16 protein-coding genes and 1 pseudogene are annotated in these 21,013 nt (G+C 69.2%); 6 read left to right on the top strand and 11 right to left on the bottom strand.

Features of this window, described 5'->3' with window-relative positions; all coding sequences use genetic code 11:
- Positions 1-45 precede the first annotated feature (45 nt).
- Positions 46-777, bottom strand: coding sequence for a TetR/AcrR family transcriptional regulator (locus ACYVF6_RS29850; protein WP_460525946.1), 732 nt, complete (start codon positions 775-777; stop codon positions 46-48).
- Between the two features lie 79 nt (positions 778-856).
- Between ACYVF6_RS29850 and ACYVF6_RS29845 the strand changes: the two genes are divergently transcribed.
- Positions 857-1,849, top strand: a complete 993-nt coding sequence (locus ACYVF6_RS29845) for an alpha/beta fold hydrolase (protein ID WP_460525945.1) — start codon at positions 857-859, stop codon at positions 1,847-1,849.
- Positions 1,850-1,887: 38 nt separating this feature from the next.
- On the opposite strand, the gene ACYVF6_RS29840 is transcribed toward ACYVF6_RS29845, so the two are convergent.
- Both ACYVF6_RS29840 and ACYVF6_RS29835 read right to left on the bottom strand, forming a co-directional pair.
- Complete coding sequence (locus ACYVF6_RS29840) at positions 1,888-4,065, bottom strand: exo-alpha-sialidase (protein WP_460525944.1); 2,178 nt, start codon at positions 4,063-4,065, stop codon at positions 1,888-1,890.
- 96 nt (positions 4,066-4,161) lie between these two features.
- Entirely contained in the window at positions 4,162-4,728 is a 567-nt protein-coding gene (locus ACYVF6_RS29835) for an O-methyltransferase (RefSeq protein WP_460525943.1), read from the bottom strand.
- 267 nt (positions 4,729-4,995) lie between these two features.
- Here ACYVF6_RS29835 and ACYVF6_RS29830 point away from each other — a divergent pair, with 267 nt between their 5' ends.
- From ACYVF6_RS29830 to ACYVF6_RS29815, 4 genes and pseudogenes are all read left to right on the top strand, one after another.
- Positions 4,996-5,190, top strand: coding sequence for a hypothetical protein (locus tag ACYVF6_RS29830; RefSeq protein ID WP_460525942.1), 195 nt, complete (start codon positions 4,996-4,998; stop codon positions 5,188-5,190).
- A gap of 82 nt (positions 5,191-5,272) precedes the next feature.
- Positions 5,273-6,349 (top strand): 3-isopropylmalate dehydrogenase, encoded by a 1,077-nt coding sequence (locus tag ACYVF6_RS29825; protein ID WP_460525941.1) that lies wholly within the window; start codon positions 5,273-5,275, stop codon positions 6,347-6,349.
- A 97-nt stretch (positions 6,350-6,446) separates the two neighbouring features.
- A pseudogene (locus tag ACYVF6_RS29820) lies at positions 6,447-7,514 on the top strand (branched-chain amino acid aminotransferase); the annotation flags it as partial.
- Positions 7,511-8,602, top strand: a complete 1,092-nt coding sequence (locus ACYVF6_RS29815) for a branched-chain amino acid transaminase (RefSeq protein WP_460525940.1) — start codon at positions 7,511-7,513, stop codon at positions 8,600-8,602. The pseudogene ACYVF6_RS29820 and the gene ACYVF6_RS29815, both read left to right, overlap by 4 nt.
- A gap of 286 nt (positions 8,603-8,888) precedes the next feature.
- On the opposite strand, the gene ACYVF6_RS29810 is transcribed toward ACYVF6_RS29815, so the two are convergent.
- From ACYVF6_RS29810 to ACYVF6_RS29785, 6 genes are all read right to left on the bottom strand, one after another.
- Positions 8,889-9,191, bottom strand: coding sequence for a DUF397 domain-containing protein (locus ACYVF6_RS29810; RefSeq protein ID WP_460525939.1), 303 nt, complete (start codon positions 9,189-9,191; stop codon positions 8,889-8,891).
- Positions 9,192-9,257: 66 nt separating this feature from the next.
- On the bottom strand, positions 9,258-11,546 hold the full coding sequence (locus ACYVF6_RS29805) for a polysaccharide lyase 8 family protein (protein ID WP_460525938.1): 2,289 nt from the start codon (positions 11,544-11,546) through the stop codon (positions 9,258-9,260).
- A gap of 768 nt (positions 11,547-12,314) precedes the next feature.
- The gene (locus ACYVF6_RS29800) at positions 12,315-13,793 is read right to left on the bottom strand and encodes a family 43 glycosylhydrolase (protein ID WP_460525937.1); all 1,479 of its coding nucleotides are present in this window, start codon (positions 13,791-13,793) and stop codon (positions 12,315-12,317) included.
- A 99-nt stretch (positions 13,794-13,892) separates the two neighbouring features.
- Positions 13,893-14,459 carry an RNA polymerase sigma factor gene (locus ACYVF6_RS29795; protein WP_460525936.1) on the bottom strand — a complete coding sequence of 189 codons (567 nt, stop codon included), beginning with the start codon at positions 14,457-14,459 and terminating at the stop codon, positions 13,893-13,895.
- Positions 14,460-14,461: 2 nt separating this feature from the next.
- Complete coding sequence (locus tag ACYVF6_RS29790) at positions 14,462-15,454, bottom strand: maleylpyruvate isomerase family mycothiol-dependent enzyme (RefSeq protein ID WP_460525935.1); 993 nt, start codon at positions 15,452-15,454, stop codon at positions 14,462-14,464.
- A 139-nt stretch (positions 15,455-15,593) separates the two neighbouring features.
- Positions 15,594-17,216, bottom strand: coding sequence for an ABC-F family ATP-binding cassette domain-containing protein (locus ACYVF6_RS29785; RefSeq protein ID WP_460525934.1), 1,623 nt, complete (start codon positions 17,214-17,216; stop codon positions 15,594-15,596).
- 309 nt (positions 17,217-17,525) lie between these two features.
- Here ACYVF6_RS29785 and cimA point away from each other — a divergent pair, with 309 nt between their 5' ends.
- Positions 17,526-19,109, top strand: a complete 1,584-nt coding sequence (cimA, locus tag ACYVF6_RS29780; protein ID WP_460525933.1) for a (R)-citramalate synthase — start codon at positions 17,526-17,528, stop codon at positions 19,107-19,109.
- A 31-nt stretch (positions 19,110-19,140) separates the two neighbouring features.
- On the opposite strand, the gene ACYVF6_RS29775 is transcribed toward cimA, so the two are convergent.
- Both ACYVF6_RS29775 and ACYVF6_RS29770 read right to left on the bottom strand, forming a co-directional pair.
- Complete coding sequence (locus tag ACYVF6_RS29775) at positions 19,141-19,743, bottom strand: HdeD family acid-resistance protein (RefSeq protein WP_460525932.1); 603 nt, start codon at positions 19,741-19,743, stop codon at positions 19,141-19,143.
- Positions 19,744-19,802: 59 nt separating this feature from the next.
- Entirely contained in the window at positions 19,803-20,957 is a 1,155-nt protein-coding gene (locus tag ACYVF6_RS29770) for a hypothetical protein (RefSeq protein ID WP_460525931.1), read from the bottom strand.
- Positions 20,958-21,013: the final 56 nt, after the last annotated feature.

Raw genomic sequence — 21,013 nt, 5'->3', positions numbered from 1 at the left:
GGTTGGCAGCGCGGTCGGGTTGGGGGCGCGCGCCGGCTCGGTGTTCTATGGCGGGGTTTGAGCGCGGATCAGCGCGTCGATCCCGTCCAGCACGCGGAGCAGGCCGAAGTCGACCTGCTCCGCTTCGTCTCCCGAGCCGTAGGTGCCGCCGGCCAGCATCTCCGCCAGGACGGGGAGGCCCTGTTCCCGCAGGCGGGGGAGCAGGAACTCCAGGCCGGCCGCGGACTGAGCCGGCTCGGCCGCCGCTGCCTGGACCTTGCGGATCAGGCTGGCCGTGCTGACCGCGTAGCCGTCCAGGAGTAGCGCACAGCGCAGGCAGTCCTCGTCGTTCAGGCCGGTGTCACGCATCGCGGCGAGCAGGGTCTCGAGCCAGCGCAGCAGGTTCGGTGTCATCGGGGCACCGGGGACGGGAACGTCGAGCAGCCACGGTCTGGCGCGGTAGCGAGCGAGCGCCGCGTGTGTCCAGGCCGTGGCGGCAGACCGCCAGTTCGCCGCGCGCCGGATCGTGCCGGGCGGCGGGCCCCAGCCGGCGTCGCGGACCAACACGACGAGCTCGTCCTTGGAGTCGACGTAGCGGTAGATCGCGTTGGTACTGAGCCCGACCCTGGTTGCGAGCTTCGGCAGCGAGAGCGCGCCGATCCCGTCCGCGTCGGCCAGTTCGACGCCCGCCTGGACGATCTGACCGACGCTGTGGGCGGGCTTGGGCCCACGCCGCCCGGGCGAGCTGACCCCCCAGGCCAGCGCCAGTCCGGGCGGCAGCGGCTTCTCGTCGGTCATGGAAGGGATTCTCTCGTGTCGGAATCATGTCGCAAAAAACTGTGTAAGGCTTGCACTGTATCGTGTTAGCGTCACGCGCATGACGACACACACACGACGGAACCTGATCCGCGCGGCCGCGGTCTCGGCGGGCGCGGTCGCGTTGACGACCGGCCCGGCCGCACCGGCCGGCGCGGACCACGGCGCTGCCGGACGTAGGGCAGGCCGCGACGGCCCGCCGACGTTCGTACTCCTGCACGGGACCTGCGCGTCCTCGCTGTGGTGGGCCGGCCTCACGCCCGAGCTCACCATGCGCGGCTACCGGACGATCGCCGTCGACCTGCCGGGCCACGGCGTGGAGGCCAACTACCCGCTGGCCTACCAGGCGCCGCAGGACCTCGCGGCGCTCGCGGTCGAGCCGTCCCCGCTGGCCGGCATCACGTTCCAGGACTACATCGACCGGGTGGCCGGGATCGTGCGCCGGGCCGGCCGCAACGGCCCGGTGATCCTGGTCGGGCACAGCCAGGGCGGCGCGACCATCAACCCGGTCTGCGACCTCGTACCCCAGCTGATCGATCGGATCGTCTACATCGCCGCGATGTGCTGCGTCGACCTGCCCAGCGTCGACGACTACCTGGCGACACCCGAGGGGAGCACGAGCCTGTCCACGGAGATCGGCCGCTGGGGCGCGGTCGGCGACGCCGAGGCACTTGGTGTGCTGCGGATCAACTGGCGGTCGGCCGATCCGAGGTTCCTGGCAGCGGTACGGGCGGCCACCGCCGGCGACTACTCCGACAGTCAGGTGCGCGCGATGCTCAACCTGCTCGAGCCCGACGAGACGCTGAGCAACTTCGCCGCCGACGCCCGCGGCCACGCGGACGGGTGGGGGAGGATCCCGCGCACGTACGTCCGGTTCACGTTGGACCGCGAGCTGCCGATCGCCTTGCAGGACAGGATGATCAGGGAGGCGGACGCGCTGACGCCGCGCAACCGGACCGACGTGCGAAGCGTCGCCGCTCCGCACTCCGGCCCGATGCACCGCCCCGAGGTGGTCGCGATCCTGGACGAGCTCGGCCGCCGCGCGTTGAATTAATTAGTTTGGGTGACCCGTATTAACTAATTCACGGTCAGTCAGGGGATGGCCGTCACGCGGATGTCGTCGAAGTCGTGCTGCATCCCCGACTGGACCGGCGTGTTGGGGATGTCGGTGTCGAACGTGGCGCCTGTGAACGCCACCGCCGCCACCGCCCGCCACGTCGTCGCCGGCAGCGTCTCGCCGCCGATCGTCACCGTCGCCTGGTCGGCCGTGGTGTCGACGCGTACGGTCGTCCAGACCTGGTTGGCGGGCCGGGTCTTCGTGGTGCCGACGTCCTGCCACGTGGAGCCGTCGAACGCCGACAGCTTCAGCCCCGTACCCGAGGGCACCAGCCGGAACTGCCACGGGTCGATGTCGTGCCCGGAAGCATCCTTGCCACGCACGAGAATCCGCATGCCGGAGGCGTACTGCGTCGCCGCGTACGCGTAGTCCAGCCGCTGCGCCGCGACCGCCGGCCTGGGCAGGGTCGCCGTCGCGAAGCTGTCGCCGTCGGCGTCGACCAGGCTCAGCCGTCGCCGGCTGTCGCCCGCACCCTGCATGATCGTGTCGTTGACGTACGCATAACGCGTGCCGGTGAAGCCGCGCGGTGCCGAGTCCACCGCGTCGTTCTCGAACGTCAGCGTGTCGGCGGAGTACAGCTCGAGCTCGGTCACCGCCTCCAGCGCGCGCGGCCCGCTGATCTTGACGAAGCGCGCCGTCGCCGGCTCGATCGAGTGGTACCGCAGCGCGTAGTCGACGCTCTGCCGCAGCTTCAGCACCGGCTGCCCCCACGACCGCCCGTCGGCCGACAGCTGGACGTCGGCGTCCTGCGGCGTGCCGTAGCCGAGCATCAGCCCGATCCGGTCGAGCCGGTACGCCTGGTCCAGCTCCACGACCAGCGAGTGCGACCCGTCCGGGGCGAAGCGAGCCGCCGCGTAACGCTCCGAGCTCCCGTCGACCGCACCGGCCAGCCGCGTCTCGGGAAACGCCGCTGAGCTCACCACATCCCCGTTCAGCCGCACCGTGCCCGCGTGCACCTTGCCGGCCAGGTCGAGCTTGCCGGTCCCCGGCGTGACGGCATCGATCCGGCGCACCCAGATGCGGTAGTGCTGGCCCTTCTCCCGGCACATCCACTGGTGCCCGCAGGTGTCGCCGAACACCAGCGACTGGTTGCTGGCGACGTTCGCCAGCGCGGGGTTGCCGCTGGAGCCGTGGGTGCTGCCCGGCCACGTGGTGCGCGGCGTGTTGCCGAAGACGTTCTCGTAGTCGTCCCAGGTCCGCCCGGTGCCGTCGCGGCTGACCAGGACCGTGTTGTCGGGCCGGCCGTACGCCAGCACGAGCATGCCGTTGGGCTGCAGCACGGCCGCCGGGTCGGCGAGGCCGGTCGGCGCGCCCTTCGGCGGGACGATCACGGCCGGCCTGGTCCAGGTGCGTCCCTGGTCGGAGGAGTACGCCTGCATCAGGTCGACCTCGTTGACGTTGCGCAGGAACGCGACCAGCCGTCCGTCCGACGTCGGCGTGACGAAGGCTTCGTTCGTACCCGGCCGCTCGGCGTCGCTGATCCGCGACCGGATCTTCCAGTGCGCGCCGCGATCGGTGCTTTCCAGCAGGAAGCTGCTGCTCTGGCTCCCGTCGCGGACGTCGACGCCGTAGATCGGCAGCAGCAGCGTGCCGTCGGCCAGTTGCACGATGCCGCGGTGGACGCGGATCCAGCCCAGCTGGTACGTGCCGGCGTCGAGCGGAGCCTTGCCCCTGGTCCATGTCGCGCCCAGGTCGGTGGACCGCGCGATGTTCAGCTGGTAGCCCGTCTGCTGTGTGCCGTCGGCCAGGAAGTCCACGGTAAGCAGCGACCCGTCGTCCAGCCGGATGCCGGAGGTGACGGTGCCGGCCCCGTCCGACATCGACGGATATGTCTCACCGCCGTCGGTCGAGAACGCGCGGGCGCCCGTCGTCGCGTACGACTCGTTGTCGGGCGTGTTCTGCCAGAACGCGAAGACCTTCTTGCGCGTGAAACCGTCCACCACGTTGTCGGTGGTGAACGCCTGCGGATAGTTCGCGATATGGCCGGGCGCCGGGCTCCACACGTTCCAGGCCGCTCCCGCCGACACCACGTGGGCGTCACCAGGAGCGCCGTCGACCAGCGCTGGTGGACTCGCCTGCACGGGAATGCTCGCGGCCGTACTCAGCACCAGCAACCCCGCCAAGCCGAGCACACCGTAGACGCGACGTTTCATGTCCTGCCTCCCAATCGTTGAAGGCAGGGTTTGTGAAACGAGGTTTCATGTCAACGGAAGAGTCCTATGACGGACGACGCCGGGTTGTTCGAGACGTCAGCGCCGGGCCGCGAGCAGCACGGCGGTGTCCTCGGCGACCATGATCTCCACGGTCACGAAGCCGGGATGCGAGAGCCAGAGCTGGCGCATCGTGTCGACGCGCCCGTGGTACATCGGAGGCCAGCCCGGATAGGGCGTGAAGTCGTCCAGTACGACCAGGCCACCCGGCTCGACGATCTCCAGTGTGCTCTCCGGACCGGCGTGCTTGGCCTCCCGGACGTCGAGGAAGAGCAGGGAGAACGGCGCGTAGTGCGAGAGCTCCTTCCAGTCGGCCTCCAGTACGGTCACGAGCGGATCGCCGGCGAAGATGTCGCGTACGTCCTCGACGAGCTTGCCGTCGTGTTCGGCCGTGACCAGCCGGGCGTCGGCGTGCATGCCGCTGCGCAGCCAGGCCGAGCCCACGCCACATCCCGTGCCGGTCTCCGCCAGCGTCCCCGTACGTGTGGCCGCCAGCGTGGCCAGCAGGCGGCCGGTCTCGTTCCGGCAGGACGACACGAAGCCGCGGCGGTGGGAGAGCCGGCGCGCGCGATCCACGACGTCGGGGAGGTCAGGGCGTGCGCTCATGGCGCGTCACTATCGCACAACCTGGGGAAAAGCAACGAGTCCGAGTGATCGTTCGTCTCGGCATGCGAGAACCTTCGACAATTCCCGAGACAGATAGTTGGATGTCCTACTAATCTCGAACCCGTTATGTTCCACCGAGTACGCCTCCTTCGCAGCCGCGACGGGTCCCTGCTGATTACGGGTCAGCCGCCCGCCGCGGTGATCGACTCGTGCTGACCCAGCTCTCGTAGAGCAGCCGAAAGTCCAATCAGCGAAGGAGAAACTCCGATGAACGAAGCTCGCCGCGCGATGCAGCAGGCGCTGCAGGAATCCCTGGACCGCCGCGACAACGGCGGCCCGGCCGGCATGGTCTCCGAGTCCGCCCACCCGGCCGCCCAGGCCGAGCCGGAGCGGGCCGAGCAGCACCCGGAGCCGCCGGTCTCCGAGTGGGCGCACGACCAGCTGCAGCACGCGTTCAACTGAGCCCGGCCGTGACTCATCCCGACCGGTCCACATGTCGAGACGTGAATGCCGACATGTGGACACGCGGAGTACGGTGATCGCCATGTCGCGGAGCATCCGGCTGGCTGTGATCGGCGGAGATTTCATCGGCCCCGAAGTCACGGCTGAAGCCCTCAAGGTCCTTGGCGCGGTCGTGCCGGAGTACGACACCAAGCTCGAGCTCACCGAGTACGACCTGGGCGCCAACCGTTACCTCGCCACGGGGGAGGTCCTGCCCGACTCGGTTCTCGCCGAGATTCGCGAGCACGACGCGATCCTGCTCGGCGCGGTCGGTGGCCGTCCCGGAGACACCAGCCTCCCGCCCGGCATCCTCGAGCGCGGCCTGCTGCTCAAGCTCCGCTTCGAGCTCGACCACTACATCAACCTCCGCCCGGCTCGTACGTACGCCGGAGTGCCCACCCCGCTGGCCGCGCAGCCCGACATCGACTTCGTGGTCGTCCGCGAGGGCACCGAGGGCCTGTACGTCGGCAACGGCGGCGCGATGCGCAAGGGCACGCCGCAGGAGATCGCGACCGAGGTCAGCATCAACACCGCATTCGGTGTCGAGCGGGTCGTCCGCGACGCGTTCCGCCGCGCGCAGGCCCGCCGCAAGCACCTCACGCTCGTGCACAAGACCAACGTGCTGGTCAACGCCGGCAACGTGTGGAGCCGCGTGACCGGAGAGGTCGCCAAGGAGTTCCCCGAGGTCGAGGTCGACTACCTCCACGTCGACGCCGTGACGATCTTCCTGGTGAGCGACCCGGGCCGGTTCGACGTGATCGTCACCGACAACCTCTTCGGCGACATCATCACCGACCTGGCAGGCGCCGTGACCGGTGGCTTCATCCCCGGCGTCCGCGGCATCACGCCGAGCGCCAACATCAACCCCGACCGCACCGCGCCGAGCATGTTCGAGCCCGTGCACGGTTCCGCGCCCGACATCGCCGGCACCGGCAAGGCCGACCCGACCGGCGCGATCCTGTCGGCGGTCCTGCTGCTCGAACACCTCGGCCTCGACGAGGCCGGCGCCCGCGTCGAGCAGGCCGTCGCCGACGACCTGGCCGCCCGGGCCGGAGAGTCCACGCAGCGCACCACGTCCGAGATCGGCGACGCCATCGCCAATCGAGTAGCCGGCCCCTAGCGGGCACCCACGAGCTTCCCCGGAAACGCCGCCCGCGCAGTCTCGCGGGCGGCGTTTTCCGTGTACCCAAAGGTTTCATTCAGGGCATGAGAGAGATGAGACGACGATGCAGTTCGGAACACAGTTCTCCAGGCACATGGTCACCATGGCCTGGACGCCCGGCAGGGGCTGGGAACCGCCGGAGCTGAAGGCCTACGGCCCGCTCGACCTCGAGCCGGCGTCGGCGGTCTTCCACTACGGGCAGGAGATTCTCGAAGGCCTGAAGGCCTACCGGCACCCCGACGGCTCGATCTGGACGTTCCGGCCGTTCGCCAACGCCGAGCGCTTCCGGCGTTCCGCGGACCGGATGGCGATGCCCGACCTGCCGGCTTCGGACTTCGTACAGGCGATCGGCCTGCTCGTCGACGCCGACCGCGACGACGTGCCGTCGGGTGCCGAGGAGAGCCTGTACCTCAGGCCGTTCATGTACGGCTCGGAGGCGTTCCTCGGCGTCCGTCCGGCGCAGCGCTACACGTTCTGCCTGATCGGCTCGCCCGCCGGTGCGTACTTCCGGGGCGGGCTGAAGCCCGTCTCGATCTGGCTGTCGCTGGACTACTCGCGGGCCGGGCGGTTCGGCACCGGCGACGCCAAGGCCGGCGCGAACTACGCCGCCAGCCTGCTGCCGCAGCAGGAGGCCCTGCGTAACGGCTGCGACCAGGTGTGCTTCGTGGACGACCGGGAGCAGAAGTACGTGCAGGAGTTCGGCGCGTCGAACGTCTTCTTCTCCTACGCCGACGGCCGGCTGGTCACGCCGGAGCTGGACGGCGCGATCCTGGAGGGCATCACGCGCGACGCCGTGATCACGCTGGCGCGTGAGTACGGGCTGGCCGTCGAGGAGCGGCCCATCTCGGTCGACGAGTGGAGATCCGGCGTGTCGTCGGGGGAGATCACGGAGGTCTTCGCCTGCGGCACCGCGGCCGCGATCACACCGGTCGGCCGGCTGAAATGGAACGGCGGTGAGGTGGCTTGGGGCACGGAGCGTCCCGGTCCGATCACCGAACGACTGCGCGGACGGCTGCTCGACATCCAGTACGGCCGCGCCGCCGACAACCACGGCTGGATGCACCGCATCGAGCCCAACAGCGTCAACTACACGAGTCAACGATTGGGTACGGTTCTGCCATGAGCGCGCTCGAATACTCCCGCCAACTCAAGCAGGACCCGGTGCCTGCGGAACGCCGAAACGAGATCCTCGCCAACCCCGGCTTCGGCAAGTACTTCACCGATCACATGGTCACGGTGAGCTGGACGCCCGAGGCGGGCTGGCACGACGCGGTGGTCAAGCCATACGGTCCGTTCCTGCTCGACCCGGCGACTGCCGTGCTGCACTACGCCCAGGAGATCTTCGAAGGGCTGAAGGCCTACCGCCACGACGACGGATCGATCTGGACGTTCCGCCCGCGTTCCAACGCCGAACGCTTCCAGCGCTCGGCCTACCGCATGGCGCTGCCGGAGCTGCCGGTCGACGAGTTCGTCGAGGCGATCGACCTGCTGGTCCAGACCGATCACGCGTGGGTGCCGGGCGGCGGCGAGACGAGCCTCTACGTTCGTCCGTTCATGTTCGCCTCCGACGTCTTCCTCGGCGTGCGGCCGGCCAAGCACGTGACGTTCTCCGTGATCGCGTCGCCGGCCGGCGCCTACTTCTCGCAGGGCGTCAAGCCGGTCTCGATCTGGCTGTCGGAGGAATACAGCCGCGCCGCGGCGGGCGGCACGGGTGCGGCCAAGTGCGGCGGCAACTACGCCGCGAGCCTGCGTCCGCAGCAGGAGGCGCTGGAGAACGGCTGCGAGCAGGTCGCGTTCCTGGACGCGATCGAGCGCCGCTGGATCGAAGAGCTCGGCGGCATGAACCTCTACTTCGTCTACGACGACGGGCAGATCGTCACGCCGGAGCTCACCGGCACGATCCTCGAAGGCGTCACCCGCGACTCGATCATCACACTGGCCGGGCAACTGGGCCACAAGGTCGAGGAACGCCGCGTGTCGATCGACGAGTGGCGTTCGGGTGTGGAGTCCGGGCAGATCGTCGAGGTCTTCGCCTGCGGCACGGCCGCGGTGATGACGCCGGTGGGGTCGTTGAAGTCCAAGGACGGTGAGCTGGTCTGCTCACGGGACGGCAACGCGGGCCCGGTGACCTCGCAGATCCGCCAGCAGCTGCTCGACATCCAGTACGGCCGCGCCGAGGATCCGCACGGCTGGATGCACAAGATCCTCTGAGCCTCACGCCTCCACCCGCCGCCGTCTTCGAGCGCCGGCGGCGGGCAGAGGCTGTGCCGCACTCCGGCCGCTGCAACGTCTTCGACATGGTTTGCGGCAGTCGTCGACCGGTTCCTGTCCCGCCGGGCCAGGACGCCACAGCGGCTGTCGGCACGTCCGTGCCGCGGCTGCGGCAGTGGTTCGAGCCGACCTCGCGCTGCTCGACGAAGGTCGCCATGCGGAAACAGCTGCCGGGCCGGCTTCGGGCGAGGGGATCGGAAGGGTCGGGATCTGGGCGGGCGGCGGTCTACTCGCCCTCCTGCAGCTCCTCGGCCTGCTGGGCCGCCCGGGCCCGCTCACCGGCAAGCTCGGCTTCCTGCCGCCGCAAGTCCTCTTCGAACGCCTCGGGGTCGAACTCGCCGTCCTTGGCGCCCAGTACGAACGCCTCCCACTCGGCCTCGGTGAAGACCAGGATCGGGCCATCGGGCTGACGGCCGTCACGCATACCGATCAGATCGTCGACGAACGCGATCTCGACGTTGCTGTCGGGCGCCGAGCGCCACTCGGCGCGCGTTTGGTCGAACATTCCCTTGGTCGGGTGCTCCGTCACCGGTTATTCCTCGCTCTCGTCAGCCAGTGTTTCGCCCCAGGCCCCGGCTGAAGCTATCACCTGGCATCAGCGCTGGAACCGTGCCGTCTGGGTGACGCCATACGTACCCGCGACGCCGACGGTGAACCTGATCGCCGGACGGGTCGCCGTCACCTCGATCGTCGAGTCGGAGCCGGCTTCCCGGTAGCCGAAGCGTTCTGCCACGACCACGTTGACAGCCGTCTGGAGGTGCGTGGGGTCGGCGACGGCGACGGTCAACCGGCGGTGACGCTCCCGCAGGACGAGCGAACACGGCGCGTCGACGACGATGTCGCCGATCCGCCCCGCCTGCCAGAAGTTCACGGCGACCACGCCGAGCCGCGGCACCCAGATCGCCTGTGCCTGCTCGGTGTTGGCCAGGATCTTCACCTCGCCCGACTGTGCGATCTCACGGGTGCGGCGCGCGGACGCGTTCGGCGCGACGATGTACGCGTAGCCGGCATCCACCGGATCCACGCCGTGGTCGATCCACAGCGTCAGCCAGCGCCGCGTGATCGGCGCGGTCGGGCCGCCGGTGTTGATGTCCCGCCAGCTGCCCGTACGTTCCTCCCGTACGGCCGACAGGTTCACCTTGCCCGGGAAGACGTAGCCGGCCACACCGTCGAGATGCGCCCAGCGAGTTCCCCGGCCGGCGACCGACCAGCCCTGCTCGGCCGGCTGCGGTATGCCGTCGAGCAGCAGGCGGTTCTCACCGGCGGCGTGCAGATTACGGCTCTCGACGGTCGTCACGGCGGCGAATCCGCTGGTGTCGTTGATGCCCGCGCCGAGCGCGACCACGTAGTCGTCCAGGCAGAACCACGACTTGCGGCCGGTGAGCGGCGCCAGGATCCCCTCCAGGTCCTGGCCGACGGCGCCGAACTCACCGTCGAGCGACGCGCCGCCGACCCAGGTCACGACCTGCGGCCGGGCCGCACCGAACGTGCCGCCGGCCTGCGGAGGCAGCGGTTTGGTGTCGATCGTGGTGCCGGGCATGCGGTAGTAGTCGGTGGTCGGCCAGTACGAGTCGGCCCACTGGCCGTTGTCTGCGGCGAGGTAGAGGTAGGTCATGCCCTCGCCACCGTGGAAGCCGATGTTGTTCTCGCCGTTGCCACACTCGTAGTAGGAGATCCGCTTGCTGGACATGCTGATCCCGTACGCCCAGCCCGGCCGGCGGTGGATCACCCGGTCCATGCTCGGGAAGATCGTGAAGCCGCTGGGCTCCGGTGCGGGCTCGACCGCCTTGTCGTCGACCACGCCCGCGTACGCCGAGACGCGTGGCACGCGGGCGCCTGTGAACGGGTCGTCGTAGGTGTCCCGCGTCAACCAGCCCTTGCAGATGGTGCGCCAGCGGGCCGCCCGTCCGGCGTCCTCGACCGCGACACCTTCGGCCAGCTTGAGGATGTGCTCGACGGCGGAGTGGCCGTCGTGGTGGTCCCGGCGGCTGGTGCGTGAGATCGCCCGGCCGCGTACGAAGTCGAGCATCTGGTTGTCGTAGATCACCGGCGCGAACGTGATCTCGATGGCCTTGAAGAGCACCTCGCGGTTGGGGTCGTCGACCTCCCAGGCCGATCCGGCCAGCAGCGCGATCAGCTTCGACATGCCGTCGATCAGCTCGATGCCGTACGTGCCGGTGTAGGCGACCGTGCCGTGCTGGACGAACGAACCGTCGCGGTAGAAGCCGTCGCCGCTCGTGACGTAGGCGAAGATGTCGGAGAGGCCGTCGCGCGCGCGGCCGATCCGCTCGTCGGTCTGGCCGATGATCCCTCGCACCGCGACGGCCCGGCACAGGTCGACCCGGTTGGCGCCGGTCGACAGCGTGCGGCGCTGGTCGAGGAACATGTAGAACGGATCGGGCACGAAGTGGTCGATCGTGCCGAGGTAGAGCGCGAGGTCCGCCGGATCCACGTGGTCGTAGAGCAGGATGAGCGTGTCGGTGAGGTTGCGCGGCGAGCCGATCTCCCACTCCCACCAGTTGCCGTACTCCGTCTGGCGTTCGTTGTAGACCAGGTCGTACGTCGTGCGCATGGCGGCGACGAGCTCGGCGAGCACGCCGGCGTTCTGGTGGAGCGCGGACCCTTGCGTCGCCCACGCGGTCGCGATCCGCGCCGTGCGGACGAAGGTCTGCGTGATGCCGCTCGGCGGATCGAACGGCTGGTCGGTGAACACGCGGTCGCGATCGACGCGCCTGTCCAGCAGAGCGCGGTAGCCGGCGGCCTCGGTGTCGAGCGCCGCGATCGCGGCCGCGAACCGCTGGTCGGCCGGGTCGACGTCCCTGCCGATCAGCATCTGCCGCCAGGAGGCACGCAGTCCGGCGTAGTCGGCCGCGGTGGGCCGCACCCCAGTGCTGGTGAAGACTCTGCCCTCCCCTGGACTCGGCTCCGGCTGCGGCTCGGCGTACGCAGGCCGCCAAGTGGCCGAAGCAAGCATGACACCGGCAGAACCGGCCAACAGCCCGCGCCTGCCCATACGGAAAGAATTTGCCGCCACGGTGACCCCTCCCTGCACATAAGCTGCGCGTGCAGGCTAGGGCTGACCGTGTGGCCCGTCCAGATCACTGACCGTTTCTCGCCACCGGCGATCCCGGCACCACTGGTGCGGTCGGCAGCACGCCATGAAGGAGTCCCACTCAACGCCGGCGACCGCGCGCAGGTACGCCAGCCGCCCGGGCCGGTCTGCCGCCAACCAGACCTCTCGCATCGCCGTTACCAGGCTTTCGCCAGGCCCGGGGATTCGGTCCGGCGAAGGCGAGCAGCCCGTCCGCCGCGTACAGCCGATGGCCTGCGCCCGGCCTGCGCCCGGCCGGCGCCAGGCCGGCCACCGGCGCACGCTTTGGTTCTGCACCCAGAACACAAGCCTTCCGGCTTCGGTCCAGGGTCAGCTCAGCACCTGGATCTGGGTGGCGACTGGCGTCGACCATCGCGACGTCAGCTCGAACCAGCCCCGCAGCGGCCGGAGTGTGGCGTGAAGCTCAGAGGATCTTGTGCATCCAGCCGCTGCGACAGCGACGAGTCGCTACACGTCACTGACCTTTGGCCGGACCTCAGCGCGGGGACGATTGAGACAGTGGTCGAGATCGAGGAGGATGGCCGCAGGCCCGGCCAGGCCCTACGGCCAGACCTCGGCGCGGTCGATCGAGATCGCGGTCCAGGACGAGGCGGCGTTCTTCTCTCCGGTGACGCGTACGGTCAGTTTGTGCTGTCCTGCCGGGAGTTTCGGGCTGAGATAGTTCAGCTGCTGCCCCACCCGCGGCGTGCCGTAGTAGTCGACGCGTTGTTCCGGCCCGCCGTCGATGGAGATCGCGGCGATGCCGTTGCCGGTGTCGCGCACTGACAGCAGGCCGATCTGCGTTCCGGTGAACGTGAACGTCGCCGTCTCACCGGCCACACCCGACCAGTGGTCGTCGCCGCGGAAGCACTGGTTGCCGCAGCCTGTTCCGGAGTTCCAGTTGCCGGCGTAGGACACCTGGAAGTCGCCGGTGCCGATGTCGAAGTCGTTGATCACGCGCGGCGCGGGCCCGGGGTCGCCCGCGGGCAGCGGCACGTCCGCGCCCAAGGCCACCGGCGTACCGAAGTTCGGCGTCCCGTCGGCGTTCCAGGTGAACTTCTGCGCCCGCGTCGTGCGCCAGCCGTAGTCGTAGGCCGACGTGTTCTTCCCGTGGTAGGCGATCCAGTCCTCGGTGCCGTCCGGCGACTTGAAGAAGAAGTGGTGCCCCGGTCCCCACACCCCGTTGGCGTCGTTGCGCGCGAACACCGGCCCGTTGTGCTGCGTCCAGTTGCCCGGCACCAGCGGATCGGCGCCGTCCGCGATCGAGGTCATCCACAGCTGGTAGTCGGGCTTGCCGGTGTCACAGGTGGAGTACGTCAGGAACGTCCGGCCGTTCCGGGACAGGAACGTCGGCCCTTCCCTGACCTCGGAGCACCCGCCGGCGACCGGCACCGCGACCGGCTGGCCGGACACCGTCCACGGGTTCACCATCGGCGCGACGTAGGTCTGCGCCGGACCACCCTGGCCGCGGCCGGGGCTCGCCCACGCGAAGTACAGCAGGCCGTTGTGCCGGAACGGCTCACCGTCGATGGCGTACTGCCCGAAGTCGAAGACCTTGTTCTTGAACGTGTACGGCCCCATCGGGTCGTCGCCCGCGGACTCGATGACGTACATCCGGTGGTTGGCGTCGACGCCGTCCGAAGCGGTGTAGTAGATGTACCAGCGCGGTCCCGCGTCGGTCTCGAAGCGGTACATCGCCGGCGCCCACACCTGCTTGTTGCGGCTGGCGTCGGGATCGATCCAGACGTCGGCGGCGGGAGCGTTCAGCAGCGTCGCGATGCTGGGGGAGCGCCAGATCCGGATCCGGTCGCCCTGTGTGGTCGCCAGGTAGTACGAGTTGCCGAAGTAGACCATCGTCGGGTCGGCGCTGGTGTTGATCGGGTTGCGGAACACACCCGCGGCCGTCGGCTTCGCCGGTGTCTGCTTGGTCGCCGTAGTGGATTCCAGATTCATCGTGATCGTGGAAAGGCTCGGACCGGGTACGCCGAACAGCCCGAGCACGGACATCACGACGGCGACGACTGGCGACAGCACACCCATGAACACCGGCTCCCTCGACGTGGGGTTTCGCCTATCCGACGTCCCTTCTACCATCGGGGGTTCCAACGTTGAAGTCCTAACGGCACCAACCTGCCAGGATCAGACGTGTTCTTCCAGATGGCCGTTCTGCCTGAGGTGATCGGCTATCCGTTTGAGGCCGATCCGGATCCTCGACTTGGCCGTGCCCTCGGGGATCTCGAGCGTCGCGGCGACCTGCCGGTGCGTCATTCCCTCGAAGTAGGCGAGCGCGATCACCGTGCGCTGCTCGACCGGGAGACCGTTCACCGCGTCGCGGACGGCTTTGGACGACGCGTCGTTCAGTACGCCTTCCTCGACCTCGATGAACTGCATGGGCTCCCTGGCCAGGACCTCGGTCGCCCGCCGCCGGGACTCGTTGCGGCGGACCCAGTCGACCGCGCGGCGGTGTGCGAGGGTGCACAGCCACGACCGCAACGGCGCCCGCGTCGGGTCGAACGTCTCGGGGCGCTCCCAGATGTAGAGGAACACCTCCTGCGTGACGTCCTCGGCCGCCATCTTGTCGGCCGTCACCCGCGCGGCGAGTCCGAAGACCGCCGCGGCGAACAGATCGTAGGTCTCAGCCAGGGCCGATTCGTCCCCCGCGATGAGACGTTGCTTCAGCTCGAAGTCTCGCCCCGCTCGTGTCACGATCAGTCACAACCCAGCGTTACCGCGGCTCGTAGCAGATCGAGGGCGAGCGTCTGGTCGCCCTCGTATTGGTAGGCGAACTCCTCGACCGTACGCCGGTTTCCGCACAGCCGGCCGAACTCGGCGGCGTCGGCGATCAGCGTGACGGCGGGCTCGCCGGGTGGTTCGGACGGTGCCAGCGGCACCAGCCAGACACCTTCGCCCGGCCCGGTCAGCATCAGCCGGGCGGTCCGTCCGGGGTGCTGGAGTCCGAGCGCGCGCATCGCGTCGGGCAGGAAGTGGACAACGAGTTCGACGATGACCCGGATCCGGTTCGGACTGGGAGCGTCGAGCGGACGGCCGAGTGCGACCTCGATGTCGCCGGTGTGGATCCAGGTCTCGAACACACGCTGGGCGACGGCGTCGCGCAGGCGGCCACGGACGGGACCGTTACGGCCAGCGAGCCGCGTGGGGCGGTCGAGCTGGTCGGAGCCGGTGTGTGACAGGCGGCGAAGCAGGAGCTGGCTTTGTGCCTGCCAGGTTTGGTGTACGGCTGTGCCGGTCGCGTGCTGGCCGGCCCGGCGTTCGGTGACGCCGAGGCCCGTCGCGACCAGGGCGTCGTTGGAGGTCAGGTGGGCGACCAGGCCTTTGACCGTTCCGTGCTTCGGCACTGGCGTTTCCCATTGTTCGGTTGACAGTTCGGCCAGCAGGCCGTCGAGAGCCGCCACCTTGTAGGCATACGACCCGATCAGCGCCTTCATGCCGGCGGAGCCTGGCCGGCGGCGCATCCGGGCGGCGGTGAGCACGCTCTCGCGGAGGCCGGGTGCTGGCGTGATCGGCGCGACGTGCGCATGGCCGAGTCCAGCCGAAACGAGTTGTAGCTTTCTTGCCTCCACGGTGCATTCGTCGCAGTCGGCCAGGTGATTCTCAACAGCTCGAGCCTCGTCGTCCTCGCAGCCGTCTACTGCCCAGGACCCCAGAGTCTCGGCCACCCAGGTGTGTCCGTGTTCGCTCATCATCAGCTCCTGGCACGTACCGTACTAGCCGATCACCACAACAAACCAGAGTCCTGAAACCCCTTGTTCAGAAGGCGATTCGTTATTACGTGTTCGTGCCGAACTGCCCGTTTTCGAAGGCTCCGACCTTCGATTCTGGTCAGGAGCGCAGTGCGACACGTTCGCCGATTTCCCACGCACCGGACGACAGGTGCCAGTGCTGGCTGGGTCGCAGGCCCTCGCCGAACCGTACGTCGTGGCTGACCGCGACCACCGTTCCGCGAAAGGCCGCGAGCGCCTGCTCCAGAACCTCGAGCGACTCGAAGTCGAGGTAGTTGGTCGGCTCGTCCAGCAGCAGCAAACCCGCACCGCTGTTGACCAGGGCCGCGATCAGCAGCCGGCGGATCTCGCCTGCGGACAGCGTGCCGAGCGGACGGTGGTACTGCTCCGGATCGAAGAGGTACGACTCGAGCAGGCGCTCGGCGTCCTCCTCGTACAGCCGGACCAGCCGGCGCAGATAGTCGATCACGCGGATCCGCCGGGGCAGCCGGTCGTGCGTCTGCGGAAGCAAGCCGAACTTGGCAGTGCGTTCGACGGTTCCGCTCGACGGCTCGAGCCGCCCGCGTACGACGTCCAGCAGCGTGCTCTTCCCGGTGCCGTTCTGCCCGGTCACCAGGATGCGCTCGCCGCCGTGCACCTGGGCCGAGAACGGCTGCCACAGCGCGCCTGCGCCGCGGTCCGCGACGAGGGCGTCGAGACGCAGCACGTCCTCCTCCGGTGGCGTCACGGCGGCGAACCGGAACGTCAGCGGCGGGCGTTCCTCCGGGCGTTCGATCCAGCGCGCGGACAGCATTTCCCTGCGCAGGCGGCGTTCCCGGGCCTTGGCCTTCTTCGCGACCTTCTTGGAGTAGCGCCGCATCTTGCTGTCCTTGGTGCCCTCCTCGGTCCGCATTGCCTGCTCCGCGGTGCGTTCGACGTCGTCGGCGAGCCTCTGCCTGTGCTTCTCCTGCGCCTCCCAGTCGCGCAGCAGCCGGACGCGGCGACGGTGCTTCTCGGCGCGATAGTCGGAGTAGCCGCCTTCGTAGGTCTCCGCGCGATCCGTCACGACGTCGAGCTCGACGATCCGTTGCACCGTGCGGTCGAGGAATGCCCGGTCGTGCGTCGCGACGACGACTGCGCCGCGGTACGCCGACAGGAAGTCGCCGAGCCAGGCCAGCCCGTCGCCGTCGAGGTGGTTGGTCGGCTCGTCGAGCAACAGGGTGGCCGGTGCTTCCAGCAGCAGGCGCGCGAGCATCACGCGGGCCTGCTCGCCACCGCTGAGCCGAAGCAGCGGCGTGGCCGGGTCGATGCCGGATACGCCGAGCCGGTGGCGTACCTCCTCCGAACGGGCCCGGGCCTCCCAGCCGCCGAGCAGCCGCCAGCGTTCCTGCAGGTCGGAGTACTCGGAGCTGGGCTCGCCGGACGTGGCCATCGCCGCCTCGAGCTGCGTCAGCCGTTCGGCCAGGGCCGGCAGCTCGCCGAGCCCTTCATCGAGGAAGCCGCCGACGTTCTGGTCGCGGTGGGGCACCTGGTGGTCGAGATAACCGACGCGCTCGCCCGAGCCGTACGTCACCGAGCCTCGGTCGGCGCGGTCGCGGCCGGCCAGCAGGCGGAGCAGGGAGGTCTTGCCGGCACCGTTCGGGCCGACCAGGCCGACCCGCTCACCGGCGTTGACGGTCAGGTGGACATCGGCGAACACGGGTTCGCCGGCATAGGACTTGGTGAGGCCGGCAGCCTTGAGCATGGACGCGCCTTCAGGGGTCGGAGGAACCGAGATCTGCGGAGGAAGGTCGCGTCAGCTGCACATGCGGACGAGGGTACCGGGCGAGGCTTGGTGTCGACCACCTGTCCACTATCCGAGACCGGTGTTCAAGCCGGGAGACGTGTGTGGTTAACTGCCGACCGTGACCTCTTACGTCGTCATTATTAGTTAGGCGCGCCGGACAGCTGCTCGACAGTCCGCCGCGCCACACCTCCTGCACCCATGCGGGAGGTTTTTTGTTTGTCGGCGCGAAGCTTTCCGCAACCCAAACCCTCGTAAGGATCCAGCGCGATGAGCGACTTCCACGTGTACGACACCACCTTGCGCGACGGTGCGCAGCAAGAAGGGCTCAACCTCTCAGTCGAGAACAAGCTCACGATTGCGCGGCACCTGGACGAGCTGGGGGTGGGCTACATCGAGGGCGGCTGGCCGGGCGCCAACCCCAAGGACACCGAGTTCTTCCGCAGGGCTCAGACCGAGCTCTCGCTGCGGAATGCGACGCTCGCCGCGTTCGGCGCGACCCGCCGGGCCGGTGTGAAGGCGGCTGACGACCCCCTGGTCGCCGCGTTGCGCGACTCGCGTGCCCCTGTGGTGACGCTGGTGGCGAAGAGCCACGACAAGCATGTCGAAATGGCTCTTCGCACCACGCTCGACGAGAACCTCGCGATGATCCGCGAGACGGTCGAGCACCTGCGCGCGGGCGGGCAGCGGGTGTTCGTCGACATGGAGCACTTCTTCAACGGCTACCGCGACAATCCGGCGTACGCGCTGGAGTGCGTGCGCGCCTGTGCCGAGGCGGGCGCCGAGGTCGTCGCGCTCTGCGACACCAACGGCGGCATGCTTCCGGCCGAAGTGGGCGATGTGGTCGGCACCGTGCTCGACGGTACGCGGGCCCGGCTCGGCATCCACTGCCACAACGACACCGGCTGCGCGGTCGCCAACACGCTGGCGGCGGTCGACGCGGGCGCGACCCACGTACAGGGGACGCTGAACGGCTACGGCGAGCGCACCGGCAACGCCGACCTGATCACGGTCGTCGCCAACCTCGAGCTCAAGCGCAACCAGGTGGTGATGCCGGAGGGCGCGCTGCGCGAGGCCACGCGGATCGCGCACGCGGTGTCGGAGGTCACCAACGTGCCGCCGTACTCCCGCCAGCCGTACGTCGGTGCGTCGGCGTTCGCGCACAAGGCCGGCCTGCACGCCAGCGCGATCAAGGTCGACCCGAACCTCTACCAGCACATGGACCCCGAGGGCGTCGGCAACGACATGCGGCTGCTGGTGTCCGACATGGCCGGGCGGGCCTCGATCGAGCTGAAGGGACGCGAGCTCGGCTACGAACTGGCGCACGACCGGGAGCTGGTCACGCGGATCACCGACCGCGTGAAGTCGATGGAGGCGCGCGGGTACACCTTCGAGGCGGCCGACGCGTCGTTCGAGCTGCTGCTGCTCGAGGAGGTCGAGGGGCAGCGGCCGGCGTTCTTCGAGGTCGAGTCGTGGCGAGTGCTGACCGACTCGCGGCCGGGGGAGGAAGCGCTGTCGGAGGCGACGGTGAAGCTGCGGGCCGGTGGCGAGCGGCTGATCCTGACGGCCGAGGGGAACGGCCCGGTGAACGCGCTGGACGGCGCCCTGCGTTCGGCGATCGGCAAGGTCTACCCGGCCGTCGAGAAGCTCGACCTGATCGACTACCGAGTACGCATCCTCGACTCCGGACACGGGACGGACGCGGTGATCAGAGTTCTGATCGAGCTGTCCGACGGCAAGGAGTCGTGGGAGACCGTCGGCGTGGGGACCAACATCATCGAGGCGTCCTGGGAGGCGCTGGTCGACGGTGTGACGTACGGCCTGGTCCGCGCGGACGTCAAGCCGCTGGGCTGAGCGTCCTGCCCGTTCCCGCTTGGCCGCGACGTCAGGCGGGGGCGGGCGGCGCGGGCGGGTGATGGGCGGCGTCCTCGACCGCGGTCTCGAAGCGCTTGGCGTCGTGCCGGATGTAGAGCCCGAGGGCGATCAGCACGACGCCCTCGATGATCGCCAGCACGCCGATCGCCCAGATCAGGCCGAGCGCGCCTCGTCCCGGCATGAACGCGATCACCACACCGAGCGCGACCGAGAGTAGTCCGGACAGGAACATCAGCCACGGGAACGCGCCGGTGGCGCCGCGCAGCCGGAAGCTGGCCGAGACCTCGAGGATGCCGGTGAACAGCGCCCAGAACGCGATCAGCCACGCCAGCGCGATCGCAGTGATGTGGGGCCAGAACAGCGCCACCAGTCCGGCCGCGACGCCGAATACGCCCATGACTCCGAGCATGATGCGGCTGCTGCCGTCGGCCCGGCGTCCCGTCACGGCGCTGCCGATCGCGGTGATGCCGTCGATGAGGGAGTACGCACCGAACAGGACCACCAGCGCGAGCAGCGTGATCCCCGGCCAGATGACGGCGAGCACGCCGAACAGGATGGCGAAAGCGCCGCGGATCACCGGCGGCCACCAGAGCAACTGAGGATTGACGGGCACGGCGGGACCTCCTGGCATGCGAGTGCTGCTAGGAGGCCTATATCCGCCGCGGCCCGGCCTTACACGCCGATCAGCCTTTCGAGGCGGTCGTCGTACCGCCAGCTCGTGGTGCCAGGGGTCAGGGGCCTCAGCTGGATCCCACCTATCCAGCGGTCGACACCTTCGAACGGAACCGCTCCGTTGGCGATCAGCCGGCCGCGCTCGGTGAGCGTGACCGGTTGCGTTCGGAACGCCGGATCGGAGGGGTCGGCGTCCCCTTCGATCTCGAGCAGCGGGCGTACGCCGGTTGTTGCCAGCTCGCGCATGATGGCGTACGCGGACCAGTCGCCGAGGAAGGGCCGGCGCTCCCGGCGGCTGGCCTCCTGGAACGCCTCGGCGGCAGTCTGCGCGCCGCCCTCGATCGCGAGCAGGATCCTGCGCTGGGTGAGCGAGAGGCCGTCAGCCTCCCAGGGATACTCCTGCATCAGGCGCCCGAACGCCTCGCCGAGGAAGCGCAGCGCGGGCGAGCTGACCCGGGTGATCTCGTGCAGGCCGCTGGGGTCGTCGGCCGTGAACGCCTGCCAGGCCTTCGTGGCGGTGTCCAGGTCGCCTTGCTCCAGCGGCACGGCGTCCCGGAGCAGGCGCATCAGCCCGCCGTGATCGAGCTGGCCGAGGCCGCCGAACCTCGCCACGCCGGGGAACTCGCCGGCCGAGACGAGGTGGATTCGCCCGGGACTCACCTCGAGTCCGCGCAACCGGTCGAGGATCTGGATGATCTGCAGCTGGTCGTAGAGATCGGCCTCGAACCACAGGACGTACGAGCGGTCCTTGAAGGCCTCGAGGGTGCGGTCGCGTTCGTCGAGGTCGCGGAGAACCTCGTCGTGCGGGTGGTTCGGGCCGGAGAGGAACCGTGCGCGAACCTCGCGGAGCCGGTCATCCGGCAGCGCCGGCACCGGCCCGTCGTGGAGGACGTCGCGCCAGGGCAGGACCTGTACGCCCGGCGTTTGGAGGACCTCGACGACGGCGTCGCCGTTGGTGACGTTCAGTACGTTGTCCTCGAGCCGGATGGAGATCTCGGTGCCTTCGGCGGACTCTCGCCTGGTGAGGACGGGCGCCGGATCGGCTTCCGCCGGTGGCTGGAACCGGTCGAGCTGAGCGCGGGCGGCGGCATAGCTCTCGCCGGTCTTCGCCATCCGGGCACGCACGCGCTGCTTGAAGGATGCGTCCTTGGTCATTGCGTCGAACCTGTCTTCCGTATGCGATTCGCCCGCGCAGCAACGCGTCCCCCAGC

The organism is Flindersiella endophytica (assembly GCF_054779015.1).
Note: the sequence above shows the minus strand (reverse complement) of the source record. Positions and strands in the feature narration are given on the sequence as shown.

What these genes read in the sequence shown, in the direction of transcription:
- ACYVF6_RS29850 (WP_460525946.1), bottom strand. Translation starts at nt 777, where the DNA reads ATGACCGACGAGAAGCCGCTGCCGCCCGGACTGGCGCTGGCCTGGGGG.
- ACYVF6_RS29845 (WP_460525945.1), top strand. Translation starts at nt 857, where the DNA reads ATGACGACACACACACGACGGAACCTGATCCGCGCGGCCGCGGTCTCG.
- ACYVF6_RS29840 (WP_460525944.1), bottom strand. Translation starts at nt 4,065, where the DNA reads ATGAAACGTCGCGTCTACGGTGTGCTCGGCTTGGCGGGGTTGCTGGTG.
- ACYVF6_RS29835 (WP_460525943.1), bottom strand. Translation starts at nt 4,728, where the DNA reads ATGAGCGCACGCCCTGACCTCCCCGACGTCGTGGATCGCGCGCGCCGG.
- ACYVF6_RS29830 (WP_460525942.1), top strand. Translation starts at nt 4,996, where the DNA reads ATGAACGAAGCTCGCCGCGCGATGCAGCAGGCGCTGCAGGAATCCCTG.
- ACYVF6_RS29825 (WP_460525941.1), top strand. Translation starts at nt 5,273, where the DNA reads ATGTCGCGGAGCATCCGGCTGGCTGTGATCGGCGGAGATTTCATCGGC.
- ACYVF6_RS29815 (WP_460525940.1), top strand. Translation starts at nt 7,511, where the DNA reads ATGAGCGCGCTCGAATACTCCCGCCAACTCAAGCAGGACCCGGTGCCT.
- ACYVF6_RS29800 (WP_460525937.1), bottom strand. Translation starts at nt 13,793, where the DNA reads ATGGGTGTGCTGTCGCCAGTCGTCGCCGTCGTGATGTCCGTGCTCGGG.
- ACYVF6_RS29790 (WP_460525935.1), bottom strand. Translation starts at nt 15,454, where the DNA reads ATGAGCGAACACGGACACACCTGGGTGGCCGAGACTCTGGGGTCCTGG.
- ACYVF6_RS29785 (WP_460525934.1), bottom strand. Translation starts at nt 17,216, where the DNA reads ATGCTCAAGGCTGCCGGCCTCACCAAGTCCTATGCCGGCGAACCCGTG.
- cimA (WP_460525933.1), top strand. Translation starts at nt 17,526, where the DNA reads ATGAGCGACTTCCACGTGTACGACACCACCTTGCGCGACGGTGCGCAG.
- ACYVF6_RS29770 (WP_460525931.1), bottom strand. Translation starts at nt 20,957, where the DNA reads ATGACCAAGGACGCATCCTTCAAGCAGCGCGTGCGTGCCCGGATGGCG.